This is a genomic window from Pelosinus fermentans DSM 17108, from assembly GCF_000271485.2.
Classification (GTDB): domain Bacteria; phylum Bacillota; class Negativicutes; order DSM-13327; family DSM-13327; genus Pelosinus; species Pelosinus fermentans.
On record NZ_AKVN02000001.1, the window covers coordinates 4,459,645 to 4,484,305 of the forward strand.

Consider the following 24,661-nt stretch of genomic DNA (forward strand, 5'->3'; position numbering starts at 1 on the left):
CACTACACTCCTTCCTGTTCATTCTTGACCATTGATTTTTGACATACAGCCGCAACAATACCGCCAGTAATGCCTCCCAAGATTACTAATATCAGTGTAGGCAAGGATTCAACCAATGGTGTTATCGAACCTGCTATAAAAATATCCCGCATAGTCCCAGCAACCCCAATACCCAAGGCCATATCTATCCAGGCACCACCTTCTTGATTGTCAATCATACCTACATGGTGATTCAGAAACCAAAGTGTCCCTATGATGATAAAAGCAGCAAACCAGCCTCCTACTAAATCGTATTTCTGCACAAAGGCCCCCCATACACTCATAACAAAGATACCAGCGACGGCTGTTCCTATAATGGTTCTTACATAATTCATTTTTTCACCTCCTCTCTCTGCTGTTTTAACATAAAACGCCATTCCATTCATATTCACAGCGTATATGCATTTTGATTATTCGCTAAATTTCACGAGTTCTTTACTTTTTTTAATCATTTCCAGCACTTCTGCTAAATCATCAGTAATACTGGCCTGAATCACTCCAATAACAGCGCCTTCCAAAATGGGACCATCAACCATCATGACTTTTTGCCGTAAGTCGTCTTCTAACAAGTCAATAGCCAAATCGGTACTCAGAACCGCACTGCCCAAATCAACGAAAACTAATATATGCTCACAATTTTGAACAGTTTCAATAGCTTCTTGAATTTTCAAAGGATTCGTACCTATTCTTCCATCCACCCCCCCAGCTGCCACGCAAACCGATTTTCCTCCATGCAGCTGTTCGACAACATCTTTTATTCCTTCTGCAACTTTTTCACTATGCGATACAATTACAAATCCAAACATTGATCCACCTCTTTCTAAGCCAGATATCTCGATTTTAATAATTATTTATAACCAAACTCACAGGCAACACTCTTTATAATCTCGGAAAATATTTCGACCTGAAGACCAGATCGACCTATAAATAAGCCATCGACTCCATCCTGGGTAGCTATCTCAATAGCATTGCTTTTATCCACGCTTCCACCATATATAACATAAGTTTCTTGTGCAGCAATAGCACCATAATTTTCACTCAATACTTCACGAATAATGCCATGTACCATCTTTATATGAGTAGCTGGTGCAGCTAATGCTTTGCCAATCGCCCAACGTGGTTCATAGGCAAAAATGATTTTTGTAACATCCCCATGGCTAACATCCTTGAGCATCTCAGCCATTTGTTCTTGCAGAAAAATATGAACTTCTCTTTCAGATAATATAGTCTCTTCCCCTAGGCATAAGATTGGTTTCAGTCCAAACTTCAAGGCTGTTAGAATCTTCAAATTTGTAATTTCATTATTTTCGTTAAAATAAGCTCGTCGTTCCTGATGATTAAGTTCTACATAAGTACAACCTAATTCTCGCAGCATAGGAGCTGAGATTTCACCAGTAAAGGCACCATATTCTTCCCAGTGCATATTCTGTGCACCAAAGATAATACGAGTATTTCCGGCCAATCGCTCACTAACAGCATGTAATGCTGTAAAAGAAGGCAAAACAAACAACGGAAAATAATCAAATTGATCTAAATTTTTTTCTAAATTATCAAGCAACGTTATACTTTCCGCTATTGTATTATTCATTTTCCAGCCAGAGCCAATTATAAATCGTTTCATACAATTCTCCTCTTACTTAGCTTCAAACACTCCTCTTTGATGATTGATGAAATAGAATACTGCGCCCATTGTCTCGAAACTCATCAAATCAATTGTCTTGTTACGATTAACATTTACGTCTCTTGTCCGATACGTTATAATAAAATTGTGTAGTTTGAAATACCATGATTTTCGAGACTTTATAGGCATATCGTCTTATTCTCTTATGAAGCAGTACTTTGCTTGGCGGCTTGGATGCTTCATACAGAATCCCTTAGGTTATTGAGGTATTTTGCTAAATTACCACTTATACTTAAATTTCACCTCGCTTTTTTGTTTCATTTGAGATTAAATGCTGGTGTGCAAAGCAAAATTATCAGCATATACTCCCTTAGTACCGTTTCTCTAGAGCAGTACGCCCCTATTTGTAAGGGTAATTTTACCTTGTTTTTATTATAGTACACTTATAAGTGTACAGTCAATACAAAAATACACATATAAGTGTACTATTTGACAAATTAGAACACTTATATGTGTTTAGAGGTGTTACGTATTTATGAATTATGTAGATATAGGCTTACGATTAAGGCATATCCGTGGTAAGATCAGCCAAAAAGATTTTGGCATTCAATTTGATGTATCTAAATCCTATATAAATAATGTTGAACATGGTTCAAAGCCAAGCCTTGAATTTCTTATCAAAGTTGCTGTCGCTTTTGATGCATCATTAGATTGGATTCTATTAGGAAGGCAATCGCTGCTATCCGAACTTAGTCCAAGTACTGAGGGTGTACAATCTGCAATACCAAAAGAAAACCTCCTGCGCAATGAACTACTTCATATTTTTGATAATCTTCCTCCTGCTGTTCAACCTGTAATTCTCGGAGCTGTAAAAACCATCTTACAACATTCCCCAGAAAAATGAATTCTCCCCAGGTTCGATCCCATGAAATTCCTTCAAGTCGGCCACTCATCCTATCTTTTAACAGGTTCCCAAACAAGACTCGGGGACGGTGGTATCGTCTTATTATTTCAACAGATACTTTTACTTACCCCAGTCATCCTGAAGATTTCCTAATAGATAAATCCAGTCCTTCTACTCCAATGCTCCTTTTATAGAGTAATTGGTATTTAAAGTCGATACCTCTAGCAAAAGGTATCGACTTTAAATACATTCAACAAAAAATAAGCCGTCTCACCTTTCAAGATAAAGACGACAAATAGTTACAACTGAAATCCAAGACATTACCACCGTCCCCTTGGCTCACGTCTGTTTGCCCTAATAAGGAGGTACATTGGGGACAGGTTTCGTTGGACAGCGAACCTATCCCGCTGTTCCTATGCTAGTTTACTCCTCTTCTGCAGCTAATCCACTTTCAGATTTTACAGCACTTACAGAGTCAATTTTTTGTCGCATCACCAAGAGAAATTCTCCCGACCCGTCGGCATGGCTATATCTTTCGTTATAGTCAACGACAAAGGCATTGGGAAAATATATTTTGCGGGGAACTCTGCCGGCTGAGATAACTTCTACGGTTACACTGCGGTAAGCATCTTTATCTTCCGGTGGAACCAGCGACCATGTAAACAATTTTTCGGTTTCAAGGTCATCTATTGCCTTGTTGTTAGACAGTAGTTTACCACTTACAGTCATCGTAGCAACAATGTTTGTTTTTGCTAACGCGGTGCTTTCCGTAGACGTGCTTACTTCGACTGAATTAATTACTTCTTCACCTAACTGAATGGTTGTGTTCTCTCCTGTAACTGTTAATATAAAACCCATAGTAACGCCTCCCCATTCATTTTTTTTATAATAGATATTGTCTTTTTTTGAAATTCAGCTATTACTTTTGAAATTTTATTGTCCATCGGCTACAATTTTAATAACGCCGCCGTTGCCACAAGGAATTATAGAGGTGTTGAGAAGCGCCGGAGTATTGTCAATACCTACACTGTCTTTACCGCATTGCCACTCTCCGCTGGGCGCGGGTACGCAAGGGGCCTTTTTTTTATTTTTACACTTCCCCATACTGCCGATATTGACCATAGACTGGCTATCTTTAATATTTAAGGTAATCAGGGTCAGGCTTGAGTTATATCAAAATTGACTTATTACCTTCTAACTATCACCCAAGTAACTCTTGCCAAATCCTTGTAATATTCGCTGGATCAATCTGTAATACTTTGGCTAAATGCGTTCTTGTCATTAGATTTCTCTCTATCACTTCATAAATCAGTCGTTTGCTGGCTGCCGTCGGCTTTGACGATTTCGGTAATTCTGCCCCATTTGTCCAGCTTGTATTCCGTTTAAACAAAGTCCCTGTCCCCATGTTTTCCATAATCATCAGTTGTTCACGAGACGACACCTGAGAAGAAAAGAGGTCAACGGATTTTGTCCGTTGACCCTTGAAATTACTGGAAATTATTGATATCCCCATCTCTGCAGCATTTAAGTTTGCGATACACTCCCTGAACCTTTTTACGTACAAAACTTCCGATTGAAACCTTCAAGAACCGTCACCTGACCAATTCTTAACGGCGATGCCACTTATCATCGCCCATTATTCTATCAATGATATGATGTGCATCCCAAACAGCTGCTTTTTCTAGACCCTCATATTCATCTTTAGTGGACTCCTTTATTTCGCCTTTATGGTATATAGAATATTCTCCCGAAATCTTATCAATAATACATGCAGGCGGTGGCCATGCTTCTTCCTCATCAGCAAATGGCCGATTATCCACTATAAGCCAATTTCCTGATTTTAATACATCTTCATAAACACCAACAATGAACTGATATTCTTCTTTTTGAGGAAGATTTTCAATAGAATCTCCAATATGCTTGTATATTGCGATAGAAGCATCTTTAAATATTCTACCAAAGCCATATTTACCATCAGATAAAGGAATAGCATATACATCGCCAAGCTTTATTCTTTTACGAGTTTTCCTAGTCATATTTTACCAAACTCCTCATCAGTTGCATCAAAATATCTTTCGCGTTTTTTATTTTTATCTGAAATACCATTGATTTGGTTTCCAGATGTCCCATCTTTAGATTTCGCACCACCAAATTTATCTATGAGTTGTTGTTCTCTTCCTCGAATAGCATCTCTATTTGTGGAAGATTTATCAAGTTCAGCAGGACCAAAGCCTTTATCATTAATATGATGATTTACATCTCTGCGCCTAACATTTTCCAAAGGAGTACCTGTCCCACTAGTTCTTCCAGAGTAAACCTCTCCTGTCTGCGGGTTAGTCTTAGTATATGTCTGATAAGATTTATTAGCATTACTCGACTCCTCAGGCACCTCAGCCTTTGGCTTCTGCGGCTGATTGGCTTTCTGCTCAGCAACTTGGTTCTTCGCATTCTCATAGGCATCTTTTTTGGCTGCCTGCGAATCGTAATCTTCTCTGCCGCTCTGACTCTGTTGTTCACGTTGCTTTTTATACGCATCCTTCAAACATTCCGATGCATACCCACTCGGGTCATAATACACCACCGGGTTATTAGCACAATAAGCATACAGATTCAGCCCATCGCCCCTGTATTCGTCTTCCTGCGTAAATCTCGCGATAACCGGATTATAGAATCTTGCCCGCAGGTAATATTGCTGGGTCACCGGATCAAACTGCTGTCCGGTGTATCGGTAGGGTAATCGGGGTCAGGTAATCGGGGTCAGGCTTGAGTTATATCAAAATTGACTTATCACCTTCTAACTATCACCCAAGTAACTCTTGCCAAATCCTTGTAATATTCGCTGGATCAATCTGTAATACTTTGGCTAAATGCGTTCTTGTCATTAGATTTCTCTCTATCACTTCATAAATCAGTCGTTTTCTGGCTGCCACCACCTGCCGTATTCGACACTTTCCTAGCAACTGCTCTTGATTCACTTGTTTCTCTATAGTGATCATTTCTACTAGCTGCTCCCACGTTAGTTCCATCCGTGTTCTTTTTATTTCTGCTTTTATGAGAGTTTTCTGATCTTCGTTTACTTCTACGCTTTCATCTTTATATTTCGGTTTATCAACTACTATCTCCACTAAATTTAGGTATTGCTCCATTGCCTCATCATGATTGGAACTCAATATATTCAATATAAATTCCACATTTACTAACCCCTGTGCTCTTCTAATATATAATTTATGACTACTCCATCTATGATTGATTCCCTCTGGTATGTTTGCCCTTACTGGATTCTGATGTATATAACATATAAGAGCCATTAAATAGCTCTCTTTTTCGCATAAGAAGGCCTTATAGCGCTGTTCAAATACATGCCCGCTGTGTTTACAGTGCCAATTGTAATACTGCGTATATCTCTGTTGAATACCTTGCATAATTTTTGCCAATGGATTTTTTCCTACTTGAAGCAGTAAGTGGACGTGATTGTCCATAATCACATAAGCGTACAATTGAAAGTCATATCGTTCTTTATAGTCTGCTAAGATTTCTAGATACTTTTCTTTTTTTTCATCTGTTTCAAATACATTTGCTCGATTATTTCCCCTGGCTATTACATGATAGAGTGCACCATCGTAATGCACTCTTGGCTTTCTTGCCATCATTTCCACCTGCCAATCTTACTTTATCTCAGATTAACAGATCATCTAATATAAGTCAATTTTCTAAATAACTCAAGCCTGACCCCATGACCTTTCCATCTTAATTGACGGGTTCTCCTATTAAAATAGGTACACCTATAAAATGTATGCTCTGATTGTATTGGCTTGGGTAAATAATTATTATTTTGCGGTGATATTACTAAAGAATGTGCTTGTGATATTAGTTTTATTAATTGCAGCTGTTATTAAAAATGCTATATATATTGTGCGATTGCTGTAACTATAAACATATCGTTTTCCTTTTTTTGATTTTAATATATAAATATTACAAAATCTGGGATGTGTAACATTAAAATGCACTTTTTTATAAAATATTTTTAGGTGGTCAATAATGACGACTGGTGATTAAAATACTTTAACCTATGAATTGTATACTCTGATTGAATTTGATTGGATAAATAATAATTATTTTGCAACGATAATGAATCTATTGCTTTTACTGTAAAGGGTGCTTTGGTACTATTGTGATTTAAAAATTCATATATTAGGCGGTTGGTGCAACTATATATAAATATTACAAAGTCGTGAAAGTGTAACATAGTTTTGGTGATTTTTTGAAAAATATTTCTTAAGGTAGTCAATATTGATAGTTGACGGTAAAAATGTGTATTCTAATTAGGTCTGACTAAGTAAATAATTATTATTTTGTGCATTGTGTAATAGGTGGTAATCATTTATATGAAATGCTCTTGAATTATTAAGAATGCTTATATTTACTGGGTTTGCGTGTGCTATAAATAAACATTTTTCCTTTTTTACTTTTACTATATAAATATAACACAATTTGAAAAGTGTAATATCAATTTAGATATTATTATAATTTTTTTTATCCGTGACAGTGTGACAGAGAATTGTCACTAGTTATCAGGTTTATTTCTAAACCCCTATATGGATCTATTAATAGTATCCTATTGGTCATTTATAGAAAATTCATCTGTAGTTACTGTGGTAATTCTGTTTATAAACTGTTGTCTAATATGATTATTATTTAAGGAGTCAGATTCAATGAGATATTGATTTTACTGGATTGATGACAAATTACATAAAAAAACCTCTTAGACGAAAACACCGTTTTAGTCTTCACCGACAGGTGATATATTAGAATTATTCTTACTAAGGAGGTTTTGTTGATGTATGATAATATGAGAAGATGTCCAAATTGTGGTGCGGATGCTCCATGTCTGGGACAGTTGAACAAGTGTAAGGAATGTGGTGGGGTATATTGTGGCAACTGCTCTGGTAATGGATATGGGGGTAGTTGTCCGTTTTGTGGAGGGAATGAGTCAAAATCATTCTGATTCACTAGATTTGATTTTTACGAATTATTAATAGGTAATATTATCTAATCATCAGTTGTTCACGAGACGACACCTGAGAAAAAAAGGTCAGCGGATTTTTGTCCGCTGACCTTTTGACATTACTGGGAAGGTTGTCTACAACCTCGCCAGACTGGCACCATTCCAGCATCGTGATTTTATCCACGTTCTTGGCACAATGTCCCCTCATCCCTCCTATCAGTCTACTTTTGAAATTTCAGGCTTATATACCCCTTAAAAATTCATTAACTGATTCTGAAAACTTATGAGGATTATCTTTCTTAATTTCTTGCATAATATCAATTAGAAAATTCTTTATGGTTTGATCACTACTCCTTACTACCATTATGTATTCTTTTAAGCTAGGTTCATCATTTAGTATTCGAATGTTTAATAACTTTATCCATTCTCTGGCATTATCAAGGTCGCCAGTAATAGAATGTATGAATTCTTCAAAATACTTTTTAGCTCCTATTAATTTGTAATAAGACTCTATTGCATGCACTAAACCAAACATTACTTCGTCGTCTTCAGTATTATCGTGAAAGCCCAAACATAGATATTTTATATTTTTATAGTCTTTAGTATTCAAAATGTTTTCTATTGAACTTTCAAAATCTTCTATCTCGTTTTTAGTTCTTAATAGTCTACTACTTTGTAGCTTCTTAACTTCGTTTAATATATTCAAGATATTCCCTCTCTTTTTTGCTAAATAGCTTTGATATGTATCAATCTTACTTTTTAAATATATCTGGATACATATTCTTGTTAAGGTCAATAACATCTTGGAGTGATTGTCTGATTTCAGGAGTATATAGTCCATCGTTTTGATAAATTTTTCTTGCATCCAGGATATCGCGCGCTAACGCCTCACGCGGAGTTTCAGTCAGATCAGTGCCAGCACCATATGACCTTGTATCACGGTGTCTACCACCAGTTCCTGGATATGGATGTTCCATATTCATGCTAACACCATCATTTTTCTTAACGCCATACTGATCCATAAAGTCTTTGGAGGGCATATGATGTGGTGTTATATTGTCTCCGATTCTTCCTGAATCTCTTAAATCTTTATAAGTTCCGACATTCCCTTCACCAGGTAATAATTGTTTAGCATTACTCGACTCCTTGGATACTGACGAGCTTTACAATATAGAAGAAGCAAGGTACGCGTCCCCTTGCTTCTTCGGTAGTGACTCCATTCGAATTTTGCAGTCAGCTATAAATACACTTCTTAGCATTACAACCAATATTTAACCCCTGGGTTAAGATTTGAACCTACTAATCCCTCTTTATCCATATCATAATCCAGATAGCCATCACTGTCTAAGAAATACACTGTTTGCTTGTAAAACTCGCAAACAGTCTCTAGAAATTTTATAGGACTTTCATTCATTAGAACTAAATCACCTTCATCGTGCATCAATGCACAAATATGCTCCTCGCCCTTAGACGATAGATGGTAACAAATAAAATCATCAGAGTAATTACTTAATAACGGCAATACCACTTCACGGTCAGCATACCCCTTATGATTTAACACTCTGTCAAGATTCTTCTTTTCTTCAGGTAACTCGGTTATATGTATTAACCTATATCCTGGAGTATAATCCATTATATCTTGCTCCTTGATATTTCGCTTTGTACCTGAAACATTACTGTATATCGCAGAATAAATCTCTGGGATATCTAAAACAAACTTTTTCACTGTATCTTCCCATTTATCAGTCTTATCACCAAGACTTTGAGGATATTTAGGTCTTAATTGTCCTGCTAATTTTAATGATTCTTTAAACAATGTATCTAACATATACTCCCTCCTTATATTTAATCAATAATTTTAATATCAAATTTATCGTTTTCTTTGATTCCTTGCTCTCTATAGAATTTACCAAGGTCTCGACCCACAGCTTGATTTTCCTCACTCAGTACAGGTTCTACATGTGACCCAGCCCCACCTTGTTTAGTCGATGCATATGGAAATTCATCATAATCATATCCTTCGGGAGGCGACCCCTGCTGCTTCCGTATATCTTTTTGAGCTTGATATCGATTTTTTTGAGCTGCGCGAGTTCCACTTCCTCTTTCTAGTCCTTCTAGCGAATGACCTTTCTCCTGAGCGTTTTCTAACATTTTAGCATGATTTGGGTATTGCTCTCTTGAAACGGTAAGGACTGGATTTTCAGCTTTACCCGACCCCTCATAAGGTTGAGATTTCTTTTCACAACCATACCCGCTCGGGTCAATATACACCATCGGGTTATTCCCACAATATGCATACAGGTTCAACCCGTCTCCACGGTAGGTATCCTCTTGCGTAAATCTCGCAATTACCGGATTGTAGAACCTTGCCCTCAGGTAATATTGTTGGGTTACCGGATCCAACTGCTGGCCAGTATACTTGAAGCGGTTCGGAACGGTTTCTTCCTGTTCCGTGATATTGCCCCATGCATCATACTCGTACCGGTTAAGAATGCTTCCATTCTCATCCGTGATATGGGTAATACTGCCTATTTCATCCGCTGCGTAATGGTAGTATGTCTTAGCGTATTCAGCATCGCTGATGATCAGCTCATGGCCGCGGATCAGCCGGTTGATACCAGCATCATTGATTTCTACCGCAGCTTCTCTGCCGCTGAAGATAAACTGTACTAGGCGCCCGTTCTCTTCCATCTCATAGCGCAATCCTTCGGCGTCATAGCGGTTCACTTGTGTTTGACCGTCGACAGTTTCCACTTTAGTTGCCCGGTTGAAGCCGTCGTAACTGTATCGCTTATCGCCGTCATGGAGTAAGTTTCCGGCATTGTCGTACTGGTATGGTATGACCACACCTTCCCATTCCAGGGAAGTAAGGCGGTTTCTGGCGTCGTAGCTATATTGTTCTTCCATGCCATTTATTATGCGCCGGCTGCGGTTGCCGGCTTTGTCATAGAACAGTTCCTCAGAGCACGCGGGGTATTCCACCTTGGTCACTTGGTTGAGGTTGTCGTATTGATAGCTGGTCGGGCCGTTATGCTGCTCTTTATGAGTCCGGTTGCCATTGCCGTCGTACGCATACCGATTCTGCACTATCGGCTTGCCGTTTAGTAGAACCTCTAAGCCTACAATATTTTTATCAGCGTCATAGGCATAGCTTGTCCGCAGGGCTGCGCCGTTCTGCAGGGCTTGTATTGTTCCATCCGGGTTATAGTCGTAGCCTGCAATTCTATTTCCATTTTCGTATAGGTCTGTCAGCAAGTCAAGAGAATTATAGGTATACTCCGTCGTTTTGCCGGTGACGTCCGTCTGCCTCACCTTGTTGCCGTTGAGGTCATATTCGTACGAGAGCAATCTTCGGCCGCTGGCCGCTTTCTCCTGTAGCCTTCCATCGGCGTAGTAGCGATAGCCGTAGCGCATGCCTTGGGCGATGGCGGCTTTGAGCTTGCCGTCGGGGCAATATTCATACATTTCTCTTAGACCGCTGGAGCGTTCTAATTTTTCGGTCAGGGCGTCATAGATGTTGTAACGGTACTCAATTTGGTTGCCGTTGCGGTCGATGTGGCGTTTGATCCGGCCTTGGGCGTCGTAGTGGAAGGTGTCGGTTTCGCCGGTGGGGTCGGTGATTTTCTTCAGCTTGTTGATGAGATTGTATTCATAACGAATGGTATTCCCTTCCCCATCGGTGGTTTCGGTGATGTTTCCAGCGTAGTCGTAGCCGTAATATTCCCGGCTGCCGTCGGCTTTGACGATTTCGGTAATTCTGCCCCATTTGTCCAGCTTGTACTCCGTTTTATTCTGGTTGCCGTCACTGACGCCGATAATGTTGCCCTGAGCGTCGTATTGGTAGGCCTGGCTGGCTCCTCCCGGCGTGCGGACGGTTTGTATGCGGCCTGCCAGGTCGTATACGTAGTCGATGCCGCTTTGGGTCGCGTCCCGTCTTTGCACAAGCCGGCCCGCTTTGTCGTAGCTGTTAGTCTCAATGACAGTGCCGTCCGGAGCGAGGACGGTGATGACCCGGCCCTGAGGGTCATAGTTGTAGCGGTAGCCGTGACCGACATCGCCTTGAATTTGGTATTCGTTGGGCAGTATCCGTCTTGTGATGCGCCCATTTTTGTCATAGACAGTCCTTGTTATACCGCCGTTTTTACCGATATGCTGGGTCTCCCGGTTGAGGAGGTCGTATTCGTAGGTTTCTTCGACGCCGTTAGCATCTTTGACTTTAACAATGTTGCCTGCCTTGTCGTAGGTGATTTCCATCTTGTTTTCGATGCCGTTTTCTTTGTCTTTGTGGATTTCGGAGATTAAGCGGTCGGCGGCGTCGTATTGGCGTTCAATGATATAGCCGGCCGGGGTTGTGATTTTGATGACGTTACCGGTTTTGTCAAGCTCATAGCAGGTCCGGGCCGTGAAGTCGCCGCTGCCTGCCCGGTCGGCGCGCTGCTCGATTTCGATGAGTCTGCCCGCCGCGTCGTAATGGTATCGCAGCATCTGGTAGGCGGTTTCGTTGATTTTCCGCTTTTCGTAGGTTCGTTGACTGAGGCAGTTATAGCCATATTCGATGGTTGCGCCGGTGTTGTCTTTGACTTCTTTGAGCCGGTTTTGTTTATCATAGGCAAAGTGGAGGCTGAGCACCCGGCCACTGGCGCTGGTTTTATCCTGTTCGTCGAGGAGTCTTCGCTCTTCGATCACATTGCCGGCGTTGTCATATTTATACTGGATAGTCTGGTAGCAAAGCGTTCCGGCAGTTTTTCCGACTGGGATTTGTTTTTCGGTCAGCCAGCCCAGGCAGTTGTAGTGGTAGAGAATGCCCGGCCTGGTTTCGTCGGTGGCCCCTTCCAGGTAGCTTTGTGCGTCGATTTCTTTTACAATATTGCCGGCCAGGTCATAGATATAGGCTTTTTCTACTACGCCCCCGGGACCCGTAATTTTTGTGAGACGGCTCCTCTCATCGTAGGCATAGGTGTAGCCCGGCCCTTCGTCGGTAGTTTCGTTGTAGTCTTCCGGCAGAATTTTTTTGACGATATTGCCACCAGCGTCGTACTGTAGCCGCTCAATGCCGCCATCGGGGTAGCGAATTTTGATTTTACGGTTATCACTGTCATATTCGTTTTCGATGCCCGTTCCGTCTTGGCTAGGTTCGTCGTAGGTGTTGGGATGGATTTCTTTGACGATGTTTTCTTCGGCGTCCCGTATTGTCGCTACGGTGTTGCCGAGGGGGTCGATGGTAGCCACGAGTTTGTCGAAAGCATCATGGATGTAGCGCCAGCCGGGGCCGCTGTGGCTTTTCTCGTGATACTGGTTGGGCCGGATTTCTTTGATCCGGTTTCCCAGCTTGTCATAGTCGTTTTTCCAGGTGTTGCCTAGGGCGTCGATGACCAGCGTCCGGTAGTCGAGATGATTGTAGCCGTATTCTTTTCTTCCCAAAACGCTTTCCACCGCCATCAGCCGGCTTGCAGCGTCATATTGGTAGGTGAATGTATCACCTTCGGCGGTGGTGATGCTTTGGGGTTTGTTTTGGTCTTCGGCATAGTCATAGGTTGTCGGGTTGCCGCTTCCGTCAGTGTAGCTGACCATTCTTCCTTTGGCATCATAAGCGTAGCGGACGGTTTGCCAGCGTTCGCCTTCGATCCGGTTCTTGACTTCCACCAGATTGCCTCTTTCGTCGTAACGGTAGCGGATGTCGATTCCGCTGGTGTCGCTTTCAGCGAGTTTTCGGCTGGCCGCGTCGTATTCAAGGGTATGGATGAGTCCGTTGGGCCATATTTCCGCCGTCAGTTGGCTTTCTTCGTTGTAAGTGTAACGGGTTTCGTGACCGCGCCGGTCTTTTTGCCAGAGAATGTTTTCTTTGTCGTCGTACTTGGTTTCTTCTGTCGTTCCGTCAGCGTAGCGGATGGTTTCTACAAGATGGCGCCGGTTGTAATAATAGCAGGTGCGCTCCTCGTTGTGCGGCTGGGTGACGGTGGTCATCCGGTCCTGTTCCTGATAAAAGAAGAGCGTTTCGGCTCCGTTTGCGAGGGTTTGCCGGATGACACGCCCCTGGCCGTCGTATTGGTTGGAAACATAGCGATGACCGTTCTGGTCGGTGATGGCCGCGATAAAGCCCTGGTCGGTGTATTCGTATGTAACAGTCCCATCGTTAGGGTAGGTAACTTCGGTGAGGAGTTCCCCCTGGTAACGGTAGCGGATGCTTCGTCCAAGCATGTCGCGGATTTGGGTCAGTTTGTCATTTTCATAGGTAAACTGCAAGGTCTGGCCGCTCGCCAAAGTGACTTGGCTAATAAAGGAGCCGGTGTATTCGATTTTCACCCGGTTGCCATTCTTGTCCGTGATGGCAGTCAGCCGTCCGAATTCGTTGTAGTCCCAGGTTTTCTTTTCCCGGATGAATTGAAGGCGGTAGCCATGTTTTTCTTCGGTGAGTACGAGCGACCGGTCGCCGCCGCGCCGGTTTTGGTAGATGCCGTCTTGTTGTTCGAATGTTTCGATATGAAGATCGGGCAGGAGGATGCGAACCTGGTTTTGGCGTCGCTCAATCCGGCTGCCCAGGCTTAACAGCCAGCGGCTGCCCAGATGCTGGTGTTTGTTTTGGTAGAGGGATTCGTAGCTTCGGGTGAGGACGAAGTCTTCGCCGAGGTCGCTGAGGATGAGGTCGGTCATCCGGAGGCTGAAGGAACCGTTAACGACGTTGACCGGATCTTTGAGACATGTTTCTTTTGTGGGTATACGTCCTTGGGTATCCGGTCCGTTGTGGCCGCCGTGTTTGTTTTCTCCGCCTGCCTTCTCGTGGCCGACTTTTTCTTCTCTGCCTTTTCTTCTGCGGCTTGCCGCCGAGCCTACAATTGCCGCGTTTTGCAGGGTATCAAAGAGCAGGTTGAGCGATTCCGGGTCGTTAAAGCTGAAGGTGCCGTCTATGATTTTCCGGCCCAGGTCGCTGATGCCGTCTTTGGCCCGCATCAGCGCGTTGAAGCCCATGGCTCCCATGATGAGCCGCTCGACGGTCTGGATGGCTTTGGCCGCTTTGGCCGTCTTGGCGATGGTGCCCGCGACTTTGGCTCCCGCCACCGCGAGTTTGAGCCCTTTGCCCGCCACGTTCGCGCCCGGGACAATGCACCCTATGAGGGAGCACGCCGCGCCGAAGTAGTCGCCCCGTGCCAGCGAGATGGCCGCGTTGAGTCCGTTGGCCAATACATTGAGTCCCGGGATGCAGCCGGCAATATCGAGCAGTACCTGGACTCCGTTGAGCGCGGCGTCGAGAAGTGACGGCGCACTTAGGGTAGTGTGTTTGTTTTTGTTGTAGCCCAGTTGCCGGAACGCCGGTGTGCTGATTACGATGGCTCCGCCGCTGAGTTTGAGTTCGCTCGCCCCAATCCCCAAACTGCAGTTTTCGAAGCCATACAGCATGAGGGATTCGGCCGACGGTCGTTCTGCTTTTTTTTCCGGTGAGGCCGGCGCGGTTTCTCCTCCCCCGCCACCGCCTCCGCCGCCGAAGATGGTTTGGACGTTTTTTACGAAGGCCGGAATTTCCACCGCTATGGCCCCCACACCATTACTAAAGCTGTCCACAATATCCGCGCCCATTTGCTTGAGGATTTCCTGCCCGGAATTGTAGGGCTTGCTGCCGCCCCCAGCCATGTACAGGGCCGCTCCCTGTGTATGCCCGGCATCGTATTTGCCTTGCGCCGCTGTGATTTCGCCTTCGGGGATGGCGCTTTTAGCCGCTACCAGCTTGAGTCGTTTGTCGGCCTGGATGTGGATATCCTGGGTGCTTTTGATGACAATGCCCCCGGCGTCGGTCATTTCGATGAGCGCCTGGCTGCCACCGCCCTGGTCGTACGCGCCCCGCGCCGCTACGAGTTCGCAGCTGCCCGGGGTCATTTTGAGCATTTTATTGGTCGAATTCATCATTTTACTCGCGGGATCGACGTAGTCCCCGTGTGACGCGCTGTTGGCTCGCCGGCTCCCCAAGGCTACCGCTTTGCCGTTATTTTCGTAGTAGACGAAGACTTCGTCGCCTTCGTCCGGCATGGAGTAGAAGTAGTTGTTCATAGTATTTTCAAACGGCAGCCACATAGCGGTGGCTTCGTCCTGCTCGGCGTCACAGTAAAAATGTACTTTTATTTGCGTACCCTGCACCCGGATGATTTTCCCTTTGATGGCGTCTCTTTGGTTAAGCGCACCAGCGCTCTTTTCCCTGTCCGGCCGGCAGCCTTCGGGGTGCGCCAGGGTCAGGCGATTTTCCGCAGTTTCGCCTACGCTGACGATTTCGCTCCGCTGGCTCCAGCGCACTCGTTCCCCTTGGCTTTCGAGCTGGTAGCCTGCTCCGATTGTCAGGTCATAGCTTGTCCTACCTTCGGTTTCAAATTGACAGGCTTCGGCCTGGTCGTCGATATTTTGTTGGATTTGGATGTATTTCAGGATGTCTTTACCGCTGTCAGCCGGTTTTTTCTTGGTTTCGACCCCCATTTCTTTGCGGGCAAAGGGATAGGTGCCCACGGCGAGACGCAGCAAATCCGATTTGCTGTCGGCAAAGAGGTAAGCTCCGTACTGGTTGGCGATCCGCCGCAGAAACTGCCAGTCGGTTTCGGCGTTCTGGTAGAGCATTTGCTCGATTTGGATATCTTCGGCCACTTCCACCTGGATGCCGTAGACCGCCATGACGGTATTGGCCACCTCACTTAGCATTTTGACTGTACTTTGGAAGGTGCGGCTGATTTTCTTCCGATCGGCCAGTACACTCAGGCTTTTGGCTTCGAGGACCAGTTCGCTGTAGTCGGCTTCGTTATTAAGTCCCACGCTTTGGCAGATGCCGACGAATACGTTGGTTCCGTCTGCATCGGTGACTTTGACGGGCGCGTCTTCGAGCTCGAGGACTTCGGCCACTGTCAGCAGGCGTTTACTGATGAGTGTGAGTTGCATATGCCCATGTTCATTGGCTTCGTCCAGGATGTGGATGTGCTTGATTCTTAGGTATTCTTTGGCGAATTCTACTTTCAGCCGCCCTAGTTCCTGCAGTTCTTTTCCCATTTTGGAGTTCCTCCTCTCACTTGCTTGATTTGCGGGTTTTACCTTTTATTGCGAACATCGCTTGGATTTTTTCACCAGCCATTTCTCGTGTCCGAAAAAGCAACACGGTTCATAGGGTCCCAATTGCCTTGCTCCGCACCACCACTACGATTACTTACCCTGCTCTCATTCGGGAGCCTCCCCATATAGTAATAGTCGATAACCAGCGTATGGTTTGTATGCAAGTCAAACATTAACGCATGGTTTAATCCCCAAGGGCTGACAGGGATGTTAGGATCGCCTGTTAAAAGATTCATACTCCCAGGCCTGCCTGCATGGATTGCCTCAATCACAACAGTAGCGCAATTATCCCCAAACAGGATTTCATAGGAACCTTTCGGATCGGAATAGGTAAACGACTGGTGATTCGGCCTCTTATTACTATCATGATAATAAGGCATTTGATTGCCCTCATAGTACTCAATTATTTTTTCTGCTTCGGAAGCAGTCAAACTCAAAGTATAAACGGATATATCCTCCCCATCTTTACGAGTCAAATTCAAATATTCGTCCGCATCATAATATATTCTTAATACACCATCGCCGCTAATAGAAGTTCTTTCTTCTCCATACCGACCATAACTGTATGCTCTCCCATTCACAAGCAATGCTACATGCCCATGATCAATGCCACGAGTAATTGCATTCGAAACAGCAACTTGCACTGACAAGCCATATCCCTCCATTTCTTAAATGATTGATTAAACGCTGATTAATTGCCCGGCGCGAGCCAATTGAGACCGTCCAGACCCCCAAACATCCAGCGATCCTGATATAATAGGCTTAATTCATTCCGACCGTCTACCGGCACAACAATCAACTGTCTTGCTATTGTTCCATCCACATCTACCCCTTCATCAAACGCAATATATTTTTTATCCGGGCTTACTACGAGCTGACTCTCTATGCGAATATCCTTAATGTTTTTTCTTGCTCCGGATTCAATATCATAGAAGATCAATCTCTTGGTTTGATTATCATAATAGAACATGCTTTTTCCGGCGGCATACCAAACAGGAAACCTGCCTTCCGCCAGTTTTCTGCGATTGCCGGCGGCATCTATCATCTCAATCGAGCCACGATCTACGAAAAAGAGCGATTTGTAAATCCAAGGTTTCTCTATAACGACAAATACCAGCGAGCCGTCCGGTAACGTTTGTACCCTGCTGTTCTCATCCACAGGTTCATCGACAATTTTTTGCGAAGTTTTAGTGCCTACATCATATTTATATAAATATGCCTGATTTTTTTCCCCTTCAATGTAGATAAGCTCGGTATCCTGATTTCGTAATACCGGAAATGATATTTTTTTATCGGCGGTCATGATTTCTGTCATTTTGCCATCACTGACTTTGAGTACCGCATACTTCTCTGCATTGCGTCGTTTGGCTGCGCAGATAAAATCTTGCTCCCGTATGGTTGGGAAACTCAATTCTTCATATTCCGTTTGCTCACAATCAAGAAACTTCTCAAGTTTGAGAGGCTTTCCGAGGGAAAGTGAATAGATACTTCCAGCTTCGTTCTCCCAGTCGTGGTTATAGGAAATGCTTCCTATTAAGGTGCCTTCCAATTTGATAAATCCCCCAAAGCGCCAATATAGCCACAATGAAGTTGATCCTATCACTATAATAAAAAGTACGAACAAAGATAATTTTTTCGATTTCATATTCACCTTCTCCACCTTAAATACGTTTACAAGATTATAAGAACCTATATTCTTATAATCTTGTAATCTTTTATTCTTTGGTTATCAAATATCGGCTTGATTTTATAATGTTCAAGTATTGGGTCAATAATTTCTCTATTTCTGCTATTATTTTTTATCTAAGCTGTTCTGCACTACAGCAGCAGCTGTACCGGACGGGTCAACTTTGTTCAGCGCCGCTGTGACGGCGGCCCGTCCAATATTGTTCATGACTCCCGCCTGCGACCCTGTACTTACAAAGTCGCCTGATACTCCAGCCGCGGCCGCACTGGGAACTGCGGCAGACATTGGATCGCTTTCTACTTTCACATCGTCAATCGTATCTGCTTTTTGACGGATTACAATAGTAAAGTTTCCTATACCCGATTGACTGCTGTATGCTTCTTTATAGTCTACGACAAATGCTTTATCTAATGTTATAGTGCGTTTCGGCGTAACCTCAACCTGTACTGTTACTTTGCGATACGCTTCTTCTTTCTCGGCTGGAACCTGCGCCCATTTGAATAACTGGACTGTCTCACTGTTCGCACCACCTTGGTCAGCGTGAAGTTTTCCCGATATAACCAGTGTCATATAGTTGTTGGTGGATTTTGCCCGTGAATCACCTGGCGACGATAATGCTGCCTGTATATTACCAATAATGTTCTTGTCATAGGTCAATGTCTCCTGACCTTCGATCTTTAGGTTAAATCCCATAGTATCCCCTCCACTTTTTTATATAACGTTATAGACATTTTTTTATCTTATTTAATCAAAATTCTATTGAATTTTGTAATTTCCACCTTTATTTTTGACTGCATTCTTAATTTGTTCATATATTTTTTTAATCGCCAGTGTCCCTACCATCGCAACACCAAAGAATGCAAATGTTGCCAGGTACATAATCCCTGTCATAATCACATTCCAAAAAGATGGTACCATAGCAAAACTTTTCATGGCTTCTCCTACACGATATGCAGCCATTCCATAACTGATTGGAATATCTTCTTTGTAATCCACAACTGCCCCTATTGAGAACCAAATCCCATGAACAATATGGAAAAGACAGCTTGCGCAAAAAAACAATAATAAACGTTTTTTTAAGGGAAAGCTTACAGTTACCATCGCCCCCCAGATGGATATTGCAAACATAAAAAATTGGAATCTACTTTGTTTTGACGGATCAGAAAATACAATCACATCATTCCAAGCATCTACTCTATCCAGAATGATGAGGAAGAAAGCAATTATAGCAAACAGTACGATTTTTATTATTTCTCTCATTTTCATCATACGACTTTACTTCCCTCCCGTTGTCTCGTACCAGTTTGGGTGGAGTTTTGCAGTCAGATGATTCTTCTTTCTATATCTGAGGGGTTAACAACTCGGTAAAGCAACAGAATTATTAATGAACCTAGAACAATAAAAAAACCTATCCCAATAAATACCAGTCTCAGCGCTGCCCGCGTTAATGGGTACGATGGAGATCACTCCGTCTTCAGCTTCTTATTGTTATGGTGACCGAGCTTATATTCAAAAAATTAATACGAAATTTATAACCCTATCAATACTGCTTTATATACTCTTCCCAAGTATTCGGGTGAATCTTTTTAATCTCTTTCAGCCTATCACTTGGAATCTTAGTATCCCAATAATTTACACCCTGCCAGGCAAATTCCTCAACAATCTCCATTTTCATCTTATATTCTTGTGATCCGATAGCAACAATCCAATCCCTTAATATGTCCACCGGAAAGAACTTTTCATTCGGGTCTTCATTGCCATAAGTTTCACTTCTGTAATATGGTTCCGATACTTTTGCTTTCTTTTCAGCAATCAAATAATGGGCATATGCATTTCTTTCTAATGCCGGCCCTCCTGCGAATAATGCTTTTACTGCAGCCGTTTTCCCGCTTTTCATTTTATGGTTAATATCAGCTCCGGCTTCTACTAAAGCTTTTGTTTTCTCAATACCACATCCAATAGATTGCATTAATATACTGGTGCCAGGCTTCATACCATGTTCATGACCAATATAAATCCAATTAGGGTCAGCACCATATTTCAGCAGCAGCTTGACATATTTCGGATCCTTTTTGGCAACGGTATCCACCCAGGAAAAACCTGCTGCTACTGAAAGTGGTGTTTCTTCTGAATAGGTCTCATACCTTACAGATGCGATATTCGGGTCGGCGCCACATTGTAATAATGCTTCTGCAGAATTATATTTCTCCATTCCGACCGCCCATAGCAGCAAAGTCAATTTGTACTTAGGATCCTGATAATTCAATAGTTCCGGTTTATCTTTTGCTAGTTTTTCTATGGCTGCCGTGTTTTGTTCCTTTACCGCGATTGCCAATTCCCAAACAGGAGTATCCTTGAAAATATTGATATTCGTCATTTTATATTCTCCCTTCACGCTTTCACTCTCTTGGCTATGACATCCGGATAATAGAACAGAAAAAAGGATCAGCAACATGGGGGTTATAAAGAATAACTTTTTATTCATTGTCTAGTTTTCTCCCCCTTTTTCTTTAATCCCATCTATTACTGCATCCATCGAATGATTTTTAGCTGCATTTTCAACATTCGTCTTTTAGCTTCTTATTGTTATGGCGACCGAGCTTACATTCAAATCATGCATACGCAATGTATAACCCTATCAATACTGCTTTATATACTCTTCCCAAGTATTCGGGTGAATCTTTTTAATCTGTTTCAGCCTATCACTTGGAATCTTAGTATCCCAATAATTCACACCCTGCCGGGCAAATTCCTCAACAATCTCCATTTTCATCTTATATTCTTGGGATCCGATAGCAACGATCCAATCCCTTAATATATCTACCGGAAAAAACTTTTTATTCGGGTCTTCGTTGCCATAATTTTTACGTCTGTAATAGGGTTCCGACACATTTGCTTTTTTTTCAACAATCAAATAATGGGCATATGCATTTCTTTCTACTGCCGGTCCCCCTGCTAATAATGCTTGTACTGCAGCTGTGTTCCCTCTTTTCGTTTTATGGTTAATATCCGCCCCGGCTTCTACTAACGCTTTTGTTTTCTCAATACCGCATCCAATAGATTCCATTAATATACTGGTGCCCGGTTCCATACCATGTTCATGACCAATATAAATCCAATTCGGGTCAGCGCCATATTGTAGCAGCAGCTTGACATATTTCGGATCCTTTTTGGCATCGTTATCCACCCAGGAAAAACGTGTTGCTAATGAAAGGGGAGTTTGTTCGGAATAGGTCTCATACCTTACAGATGCGATATTCGGGTCGGCGCCACATTGTAATAATGCTTCTGCCGAATTGTATTTCTCCATTCCGACCGCCCATAGCAGTAACGTCAGTTTGTACTTGGGATCCTGGTAATTGAGTAGCTCCGGTTTATCTTTTGTTAGTTTTTCTATGGCTGCCGTGTTTTGTTCCTTTACCGCGACTGCCAATTCCCACACGGGCGTATCCTTGAAGATATTAATATTCGTCATTTTATAGTCTCCCTTCGCGCCTTCACTCTCTTGGCTATGACATCCGGATAATAGAACAGAAAAAAGGATCAGCAACATGGGGGTTATCAATAATAACTTTTTATTCATTGTCTAGTTTTCTCCCCCTTTTTCTTTAATCCCATCTATTACTGCATCCATGGAATGATTTTTAACTGCATTTTCACCATTTGTCACTGGATTCCACGTGTTAGTAGGGTATTGTGCAGGTAAATACTCCACGCTTCCAATTGGTTTTGAAAACCAGCCTTCAGCAGAGTGTAAAATTTCACCATCGACAATATGTGCAGTCATTGAAGCAGAATAGTTTGAACCATTTGGGGTATAAGCATCTACATTAACAGCTGCAGGATTAAATAGTATCGCATTTTTGTTAGTTTCCACTGCGTTAGCTGCCGCTTCCGCACCACCCTTGGAATGACCGACAAAGGTTATATTGGCGTCAGAATGATCTTTAACAAAGTTCTTTGAATAGGCTAATGAATTCCGCACATCGTCTGACGCGCCAAAAGGCTGTTTAATATTATCATCTCCATCTTCACTCCAAGACCAATCTCGTGTTCCTCTGTTCACCAGCGTATATTCCATTTTCTTTTCCTCTCCCTCTCCTACCGTCCTCGCATATACGCCGATTCTCATACTTTCTTTTTCCTCAGCATCATCCAACTGCCAACCTCCGGGTAAGGTATCTTGTTTTGCCTCCTCAAGGGATTTGGTAAAATACACGTGATCTGCCATTTCTGCGGCTTCCATTACAGTGGGTCCGCCTGCTGTACCTGACGGATTCACCGCCGCTGCGGCAGCGGCGATTGCCTCCACTTCATCGCCGGCGGCTTCGTTGCGGTCACCCAGCTCAGCGCTGCCCGCGTTAATGACGATAGAGATGACGCCACCTTTGACGCAGGTTAGTTTGCTCTGTTCAATTAGGGCCGGTGCGCCCTCCAGGATATGTTTCTTGTTGACGTTGATCCAGGCCAGCGGCGTTACGGGCGAGCAGGGCAATTTTGTTGCGGCGCAGAAGCCGTATTTCAGAATATGCTGACCCGGTTTGTGATCGTTGGCGTTTAACAGTGGCTCTAGGCCCGGCGTATAGGCGACGCCGTGATCGACAGGCAGGTTCAGCAGATTTTCCGAACTGCCCTTGCTGCATTTGGATTTGGTTCCCCGAGGAATATACGCGGGTCCTGATGCGGTGGTTGACATGTTATTCCCTCACTTTCACCCGTTCCAGGCCGGCTGCCAGCGGTCTTCTTCTTAAGATGCTTTCGGCGGCGGCGAGGGATACGAGCCAGATTTCTTCGACGAGTCCGGCCACTTTGAGAATGTGTTTACCCCGGACGGCGTCTTCTTTCACCACGAGTTCCTCCACGATACCGGTATCGTAAATTTTGGCCGTATCGTGCAGGCACTCAGTCGGTTCGATATAGGGAATCCAGTAGAGCGGCACCGGCGACTTTACGCCTTGATCCGCGTCAAAATCGAGGGGGTAGAGCTGGACGCCCTTAAACTGTAGCTGGGGTTCGAGAAGCGAGAACAGATCCCGGAACCGGTCGGCGATCATAAAGCAGGGCGATTGGAGCATATCGCAAATTTCAAGCCCTATATCGGGTTGATAGTAGGAGACGACCAAGTCCTCCATTCTGGTAAAGACGGCCCGATCCATTTTGTAGGGATAGTATTCCCGATCGAGATTCTCGATGACAATGGGATTGGATACGATATGGCTTTGGGAAAGCCGAAAATATTCGTCTGTCATGTTATTTCTCCCCGCTTTCCGTCGTTTGGACTGCGGCCAGTTCCTGAAAATCGGAATCCGTATAGTCGCCGCCCTCGATTTCCATTTCCGTCAGCAACGAGTCTGTCAGCAGAGCGCCCGGAAAGCGGCAGTTTATAAGCTGCACATCTTCCAGCGTACAACTGGCGAATTCCAGGCTGCGGTAGACATCGTTTCTTTCATTGTCACGGCGCAGCGGTTCGGCCAGCACGTCCCGGAACTCAACTTCACTAAGCCGCGTATCCAGAAACAGCGCGCCGGACAACTGGACCTGTGTAAACAAGGTGCGCGCAAAGCGGCAGTTGGCAAAGGTGACATCGCTGAGATCAACGTCATCAAAGGTGCAGTCTTCGAAGGCGCAATCCTGGAACCGACTGAGGCTCAGATCCAGCCTGGTAAATGTTTTTTTGTGGTAGCGACATTTTTCGTAGGTGCGAAACCGCAGGGAATCGTCGGTACTGCAATTAAAAATGTCAATGGGCGGCAGAAGGGCAAACACCGCGCCCTGCCAGTCCTGGTACTCGCCAAACAGGATGTAGAATTCGTCCTCGCGCCTAAGTGCGCCGAGCGCCGGGGATGCGGCGAGGTCCTGCAGCCAGTATTTGAGCTTCGTGTACAGGCCGTAGGCAAGCAGCCGGACAGATTGCCAGCCCAAGCTTTCAAGATGGGCGCTCCGTACCCAGGTCCGCTGGTTTTTTGCCGCTTCCGTCAGGGCTTCTTCGTGGAAACGCCAATGGGCAAACAGCCAGGCAGCGTCAATGTATTCGCTGTAAAAAGGGTCGGCTACCGGCCACTCGCTGCTGTAAAAGTCAAGGCGCAGTTTGGTTTCGCCAAAGTGGACGGCGGTGTACAGCACCGATATAGACAGATAGGCAGCCGGCGGCAAGCCTTCTAGCTGGCGCCGCGCCGCGTTTTCCATCGCGCTTTCCACGGCCGCCACGCAGGTTGCGGCGGCGGCCTCTTTGGCAAGATCCCGCAGGGTGTCGGCCAGCAGCTTACCTGCCAGTGGGACATAGTGCTCCGCCTGGAATGCGGCGACAACATCTTTCATGGGTTCCGT

Annotated in this window: 24 protein-coding genes and 1 pseudogene; 1 reads left to right on the forward strand and 24 read right to left on the reverse strand. The window is 43.9% G+C overall.

Features of this window, described 5'->3' with window-relative positions:
* Positions 1-2: 2 nt before the first annotated feature.
* The 3 genes from FR7_RS20490 to tpiA form a co-directional block, all read right to left on the reverse strand.
* Entirely contained in the window at positions 3-374 is a 372-nt protein-coding gene (locus FR7_RS20490; protein WP_007932595.1) for a Lin0368 family putative glycerol transporter subunit, read from the reverse strand.
* Positions 375-449: 75 nt separating this feature from the next.
* Positions 450-845, reverse strand: a complete 396-nt coding sequence (gene dhaM, locus FR7_RS20495; RefSeq protein ID WP_007932596.1) for a dihydroxyacetone kinase phosphoryl donor subunit DhaM — start codon at positions 843-845, stop codon at positions 450-452.
* Positions 846-886: 41 nt separating this feature from the next.
* Positions 887-1,660 (reverse strand): triose-phosphate isomerase, encoded by a 774-nt coding sequence (gene tpiA, locus FR7_RS20500; protein WP_007932597.1) that lies wholly within the window; start codon positions 1,658-1,660, stop codon positions 887-889.
* 535 nt (positions 1,661-2,195) lie between these two features.
* Here tpiA and FR7_RS20505 point away from each other — a divergent pair.
* The gene (locus FR7_RS20505; protein ID WP_007932598.1) at positions 2,196-2,564 is read left to right on the forward strand and encodes a helix-turn-helix domain-containing protein; all 369 of its coding nucleotides are present in this window, start codon (positions 2,196-2,198) and stop codon (positions 2,562-2,564) included.
* 423 nt (positions 2,565-2,987) lie between these two features.
* Here FR7_RS20505 and FR7_RS20510 read toward each other — a convergent pair whose 3' ends face one another.
* The 21 genes and pseudogenes from FR7_RS20510 to FR7_RS20600 all read right to left on the reverse strand — a co-directional run bounded on the left by FR7_RS20510 (position 2,988) and on the right by FR7_RS20600 (position 24,652).
* Positions 2,988-3,422, reverse strand: coding sequence for a hypothetical protein (locus tag FR7_RS20510; RefSeq protein ID WP_007932599.1), 435 nt, complete (start codon positions 3,420-3,422; stop codon positions 2,988-2,990).
* Positions 3,423-3,497: 75 nt separating this feature from the next.
* On the reverse strand, positions 3,498-3,725 hold the full coding sequence (locus tag FR7_RS20515; protein ID WP_337453672.1) for a PAAR-like protein: 228 nt from the start codon (positions 3,723-3,725) through the stop codon (positions 3,498-3,500).
* Between the two features lie 40 nt (positions 3,726-3,765).
* Positions 3,766-4,077, reverse strand: a complete 312-nt coding sequence (locus tag FR7_RS24330) for a hypothetical protein (RefSeq protein WP_017531394.1) — start codon at positions 4,075-4,077, stop codon at positions 3,766-3,768.
* Positions 4,078-4,171: 94 nt separating this feature from the next.
* Complete coding sequence (locus FR7_RS20525; RefSeq protein ID WP_007932600.1) at positions 4,172-4,600, reverse strand: Imm26 family immunity protein; 429 nt, start codon at positions 4,598-4,600, stop codon at positions 4,172-4,174.
* Positions 4,597-5,106, reverse strand: a complete 510-nt coding sequence (locus tag FR7_RS20530; RefSeq protein WP_237715549.1) for an RHS repeat-associated core domain-containing protein — start codon at positions 5,104-5,106, stop codon at positions 4,597-4,599. The genes FR7_RS20525 and FR7_RS20530 overlap by 4 nt, the downstream gene beginning before the upstream one ends.
* Positions 5,107-5,133: 27 nt before the next feature.
* Positions 5,134-5,286 (reverse strand): annotated as a pseudogene (locus FR7_RS24520) (RHS repeat-associated core domain-containing protein); the annotation flags it as partial.
* 79 nt (positions 5,287-5,365) lie between these two features.
* Positions 5,366-6,211, reverse strand: coding sequence for a transposase (locus FR7_RS20535; RefSeq protein ID WP_064448917.1), 846 nt, complete (start codon positions 6,209-6,211; stop codon positions 5,366-5,368).
* Positions 6,212-7,609: 1,398 nt separating this feature from the next.
* Positions 7,610-7,777: a hypothetical protein gene (locus tag FR7_RS23595; protein ID WP_017531603.1), complete on the reverse strand. Its 168-nt coding sequence runs from the start codon at positions 7,775-7,777 to the stop codon at positions 7,610-7,612.
* 33 nt (positions 7,778-7,810) lie between these two features.
* Positions 7,811-8,275, reverse strand: a complete 465-nt coding sequence (locus FR7_RS20540) for an Imm30 family immunity protein (protein ID WP_007932621.1) — start codon at positions 8,273-8,275, stop codon at positions 7,811-7,813.
* Positions 8,276-8,321: 46 nt separating this feature from the next.
* Positions 8,322-8,591, reverse strand: coding sequence for a hypothetical protein (locus FR7_RS20545; RefSeq protein ID WP_237715547.1), 270 nt, complete (start codon positions 8,589-8,591; stop codon positions 8,322-8,324).
* A 236-nt stretch (positions 8,592-8,827) separates the two neighbouring features.
* Positions 8,828-9,397 carry a hypothetical protein gene (locus tag FR7_RS20550; protein ID WP_007932623.1) on the reverse strand — a complete coding sequence of 190 codons (570 nt, stop codon included), beginning with the start codon at positions 9,395-9,397 and terminating at the stop codon, positions 8,828-8,830.
* Positions 9,398-9,414: 17 nt separating this feature from the next.
* Complete coding sequence (locus FR7_RS20555; protein ID WP_007932624.1) at positions 9,415-16,587, reverse strand: RHS repeat-associated core domain-containing protein; 7,173 nt, start codon at positions 16,585-16,587, stop codon at positions 9,415-9,417.
* A 71-nt stretch (positions 16,588-16,658) separates the two neighbouring features.
* Positions 16,659-17,291 carry a DUF4105 domain-containing protein gene (locus tag FR7_RS20560; RefSeq protein WP_237714825.1) on the reverse strand — a complete coding sequence of 211 codons (633 nt, stop codon included), beginning with the start codon at positions 17,289-17,291 and terminating at the stop codon, positions 16,659-16,661.
* A gap of 47 nt (positions 17,292-17,338) precedes the next feature.
* Positions 17,339-18,292, reverse strand: a complete 954-nt coding sequence (locus tag FR7_RS20565) for a hypothetical protein (RefSeq protein ID WP_007932626.1) — start codon at positions 18,290-18,292, stop codon at positions 17,339-17,341.
* A gap of 147 nt (positions 18,293-18,439) precedes the next feature.
* Positions 18,440-19,027 carry a hypothetical protein gene (locus FR7_RS20570; RefSeq protein ID WP_007932627.1) on the reverse strand — a complete coding sequence of 196 codons (588 nt, stop codon included), beginning with the start codon at positions 19,025-19,027 and terminating at the stop codon, positions 18,440-18,442.
* Between the two features lie 63 nt (positions 19,028-19,090).
* Complete coding sequence (locus tag FR7_RS20575; protein ID WP_007932628.1) at positions 19,091-19,603, reverse strand: hypothetical protein; 513 nt, start codon at positions 19,601-19,603, stop codon at positions 19,091-19,093.
* A gap of 271 nt (positions 19,604-19,874) precedes the next feature.
* The gene (locus FR7_RS20580; RefSeq protein ID WP_007932630.1) at positions 19,875-20,819 is read right to left on the reverse strand and encodes an ankyrin repeat domain-containing protein; all 945 of its coding nucleotides are present in this window, start codon (positions 20,817-20,819) and stop codon (positions 19,875-19,877) included.
* Between the two features lie 153 nt (positions 20,820-20,972).
* Complete coding sequence (locus tag FR7_RS20585) at positions 20,973-21,917, reverse strand: ankyrin repeat domain-containing protein (protein ID WP_007932632.1); 945 nt, start codon at positions 21,915-21,917, stop codon at positions 20,973-20,975.
* A gap of 3 nt (positions 21,918-21,920) precedes the next feature.
* Complete coding sequence (locus FR7_RS20590; protein WP_007932648.1) at positions 21,921-23,030, reverse strand: DUF4280 domain-containing protein; 1,110 nt, start codon at positions 23,028-23,030, stop codon at positions 21,921-21,923.
* Between the two features lies 1 nt (position 23,031).
* On the reverse strand, positions 23,032-23,583 hold the full coding sequence (locus tag FR7_RS20595) for a hypothetical protein (RefSeq protein ID WP_007932650.1): 552 nt from the start codon (positions 23,581-23,583) through the stop codon (positions 23,032-23,034).
* 1 nt (position 23,584) lies between these two features.
* On the reverse strand, positions 23,585-24,652 hold the full coding sequence (locus FR7_RS20600) for a pentapeptide repeat-containing protein (RefSeq protein WP_007932651.1): 1,068 nt from the start codon (positions 24,650-24,652) through the stop codon (positions 23,585-23,587).
* Positions 24,653-24,661: the final 9 nt, after the last annotated feature.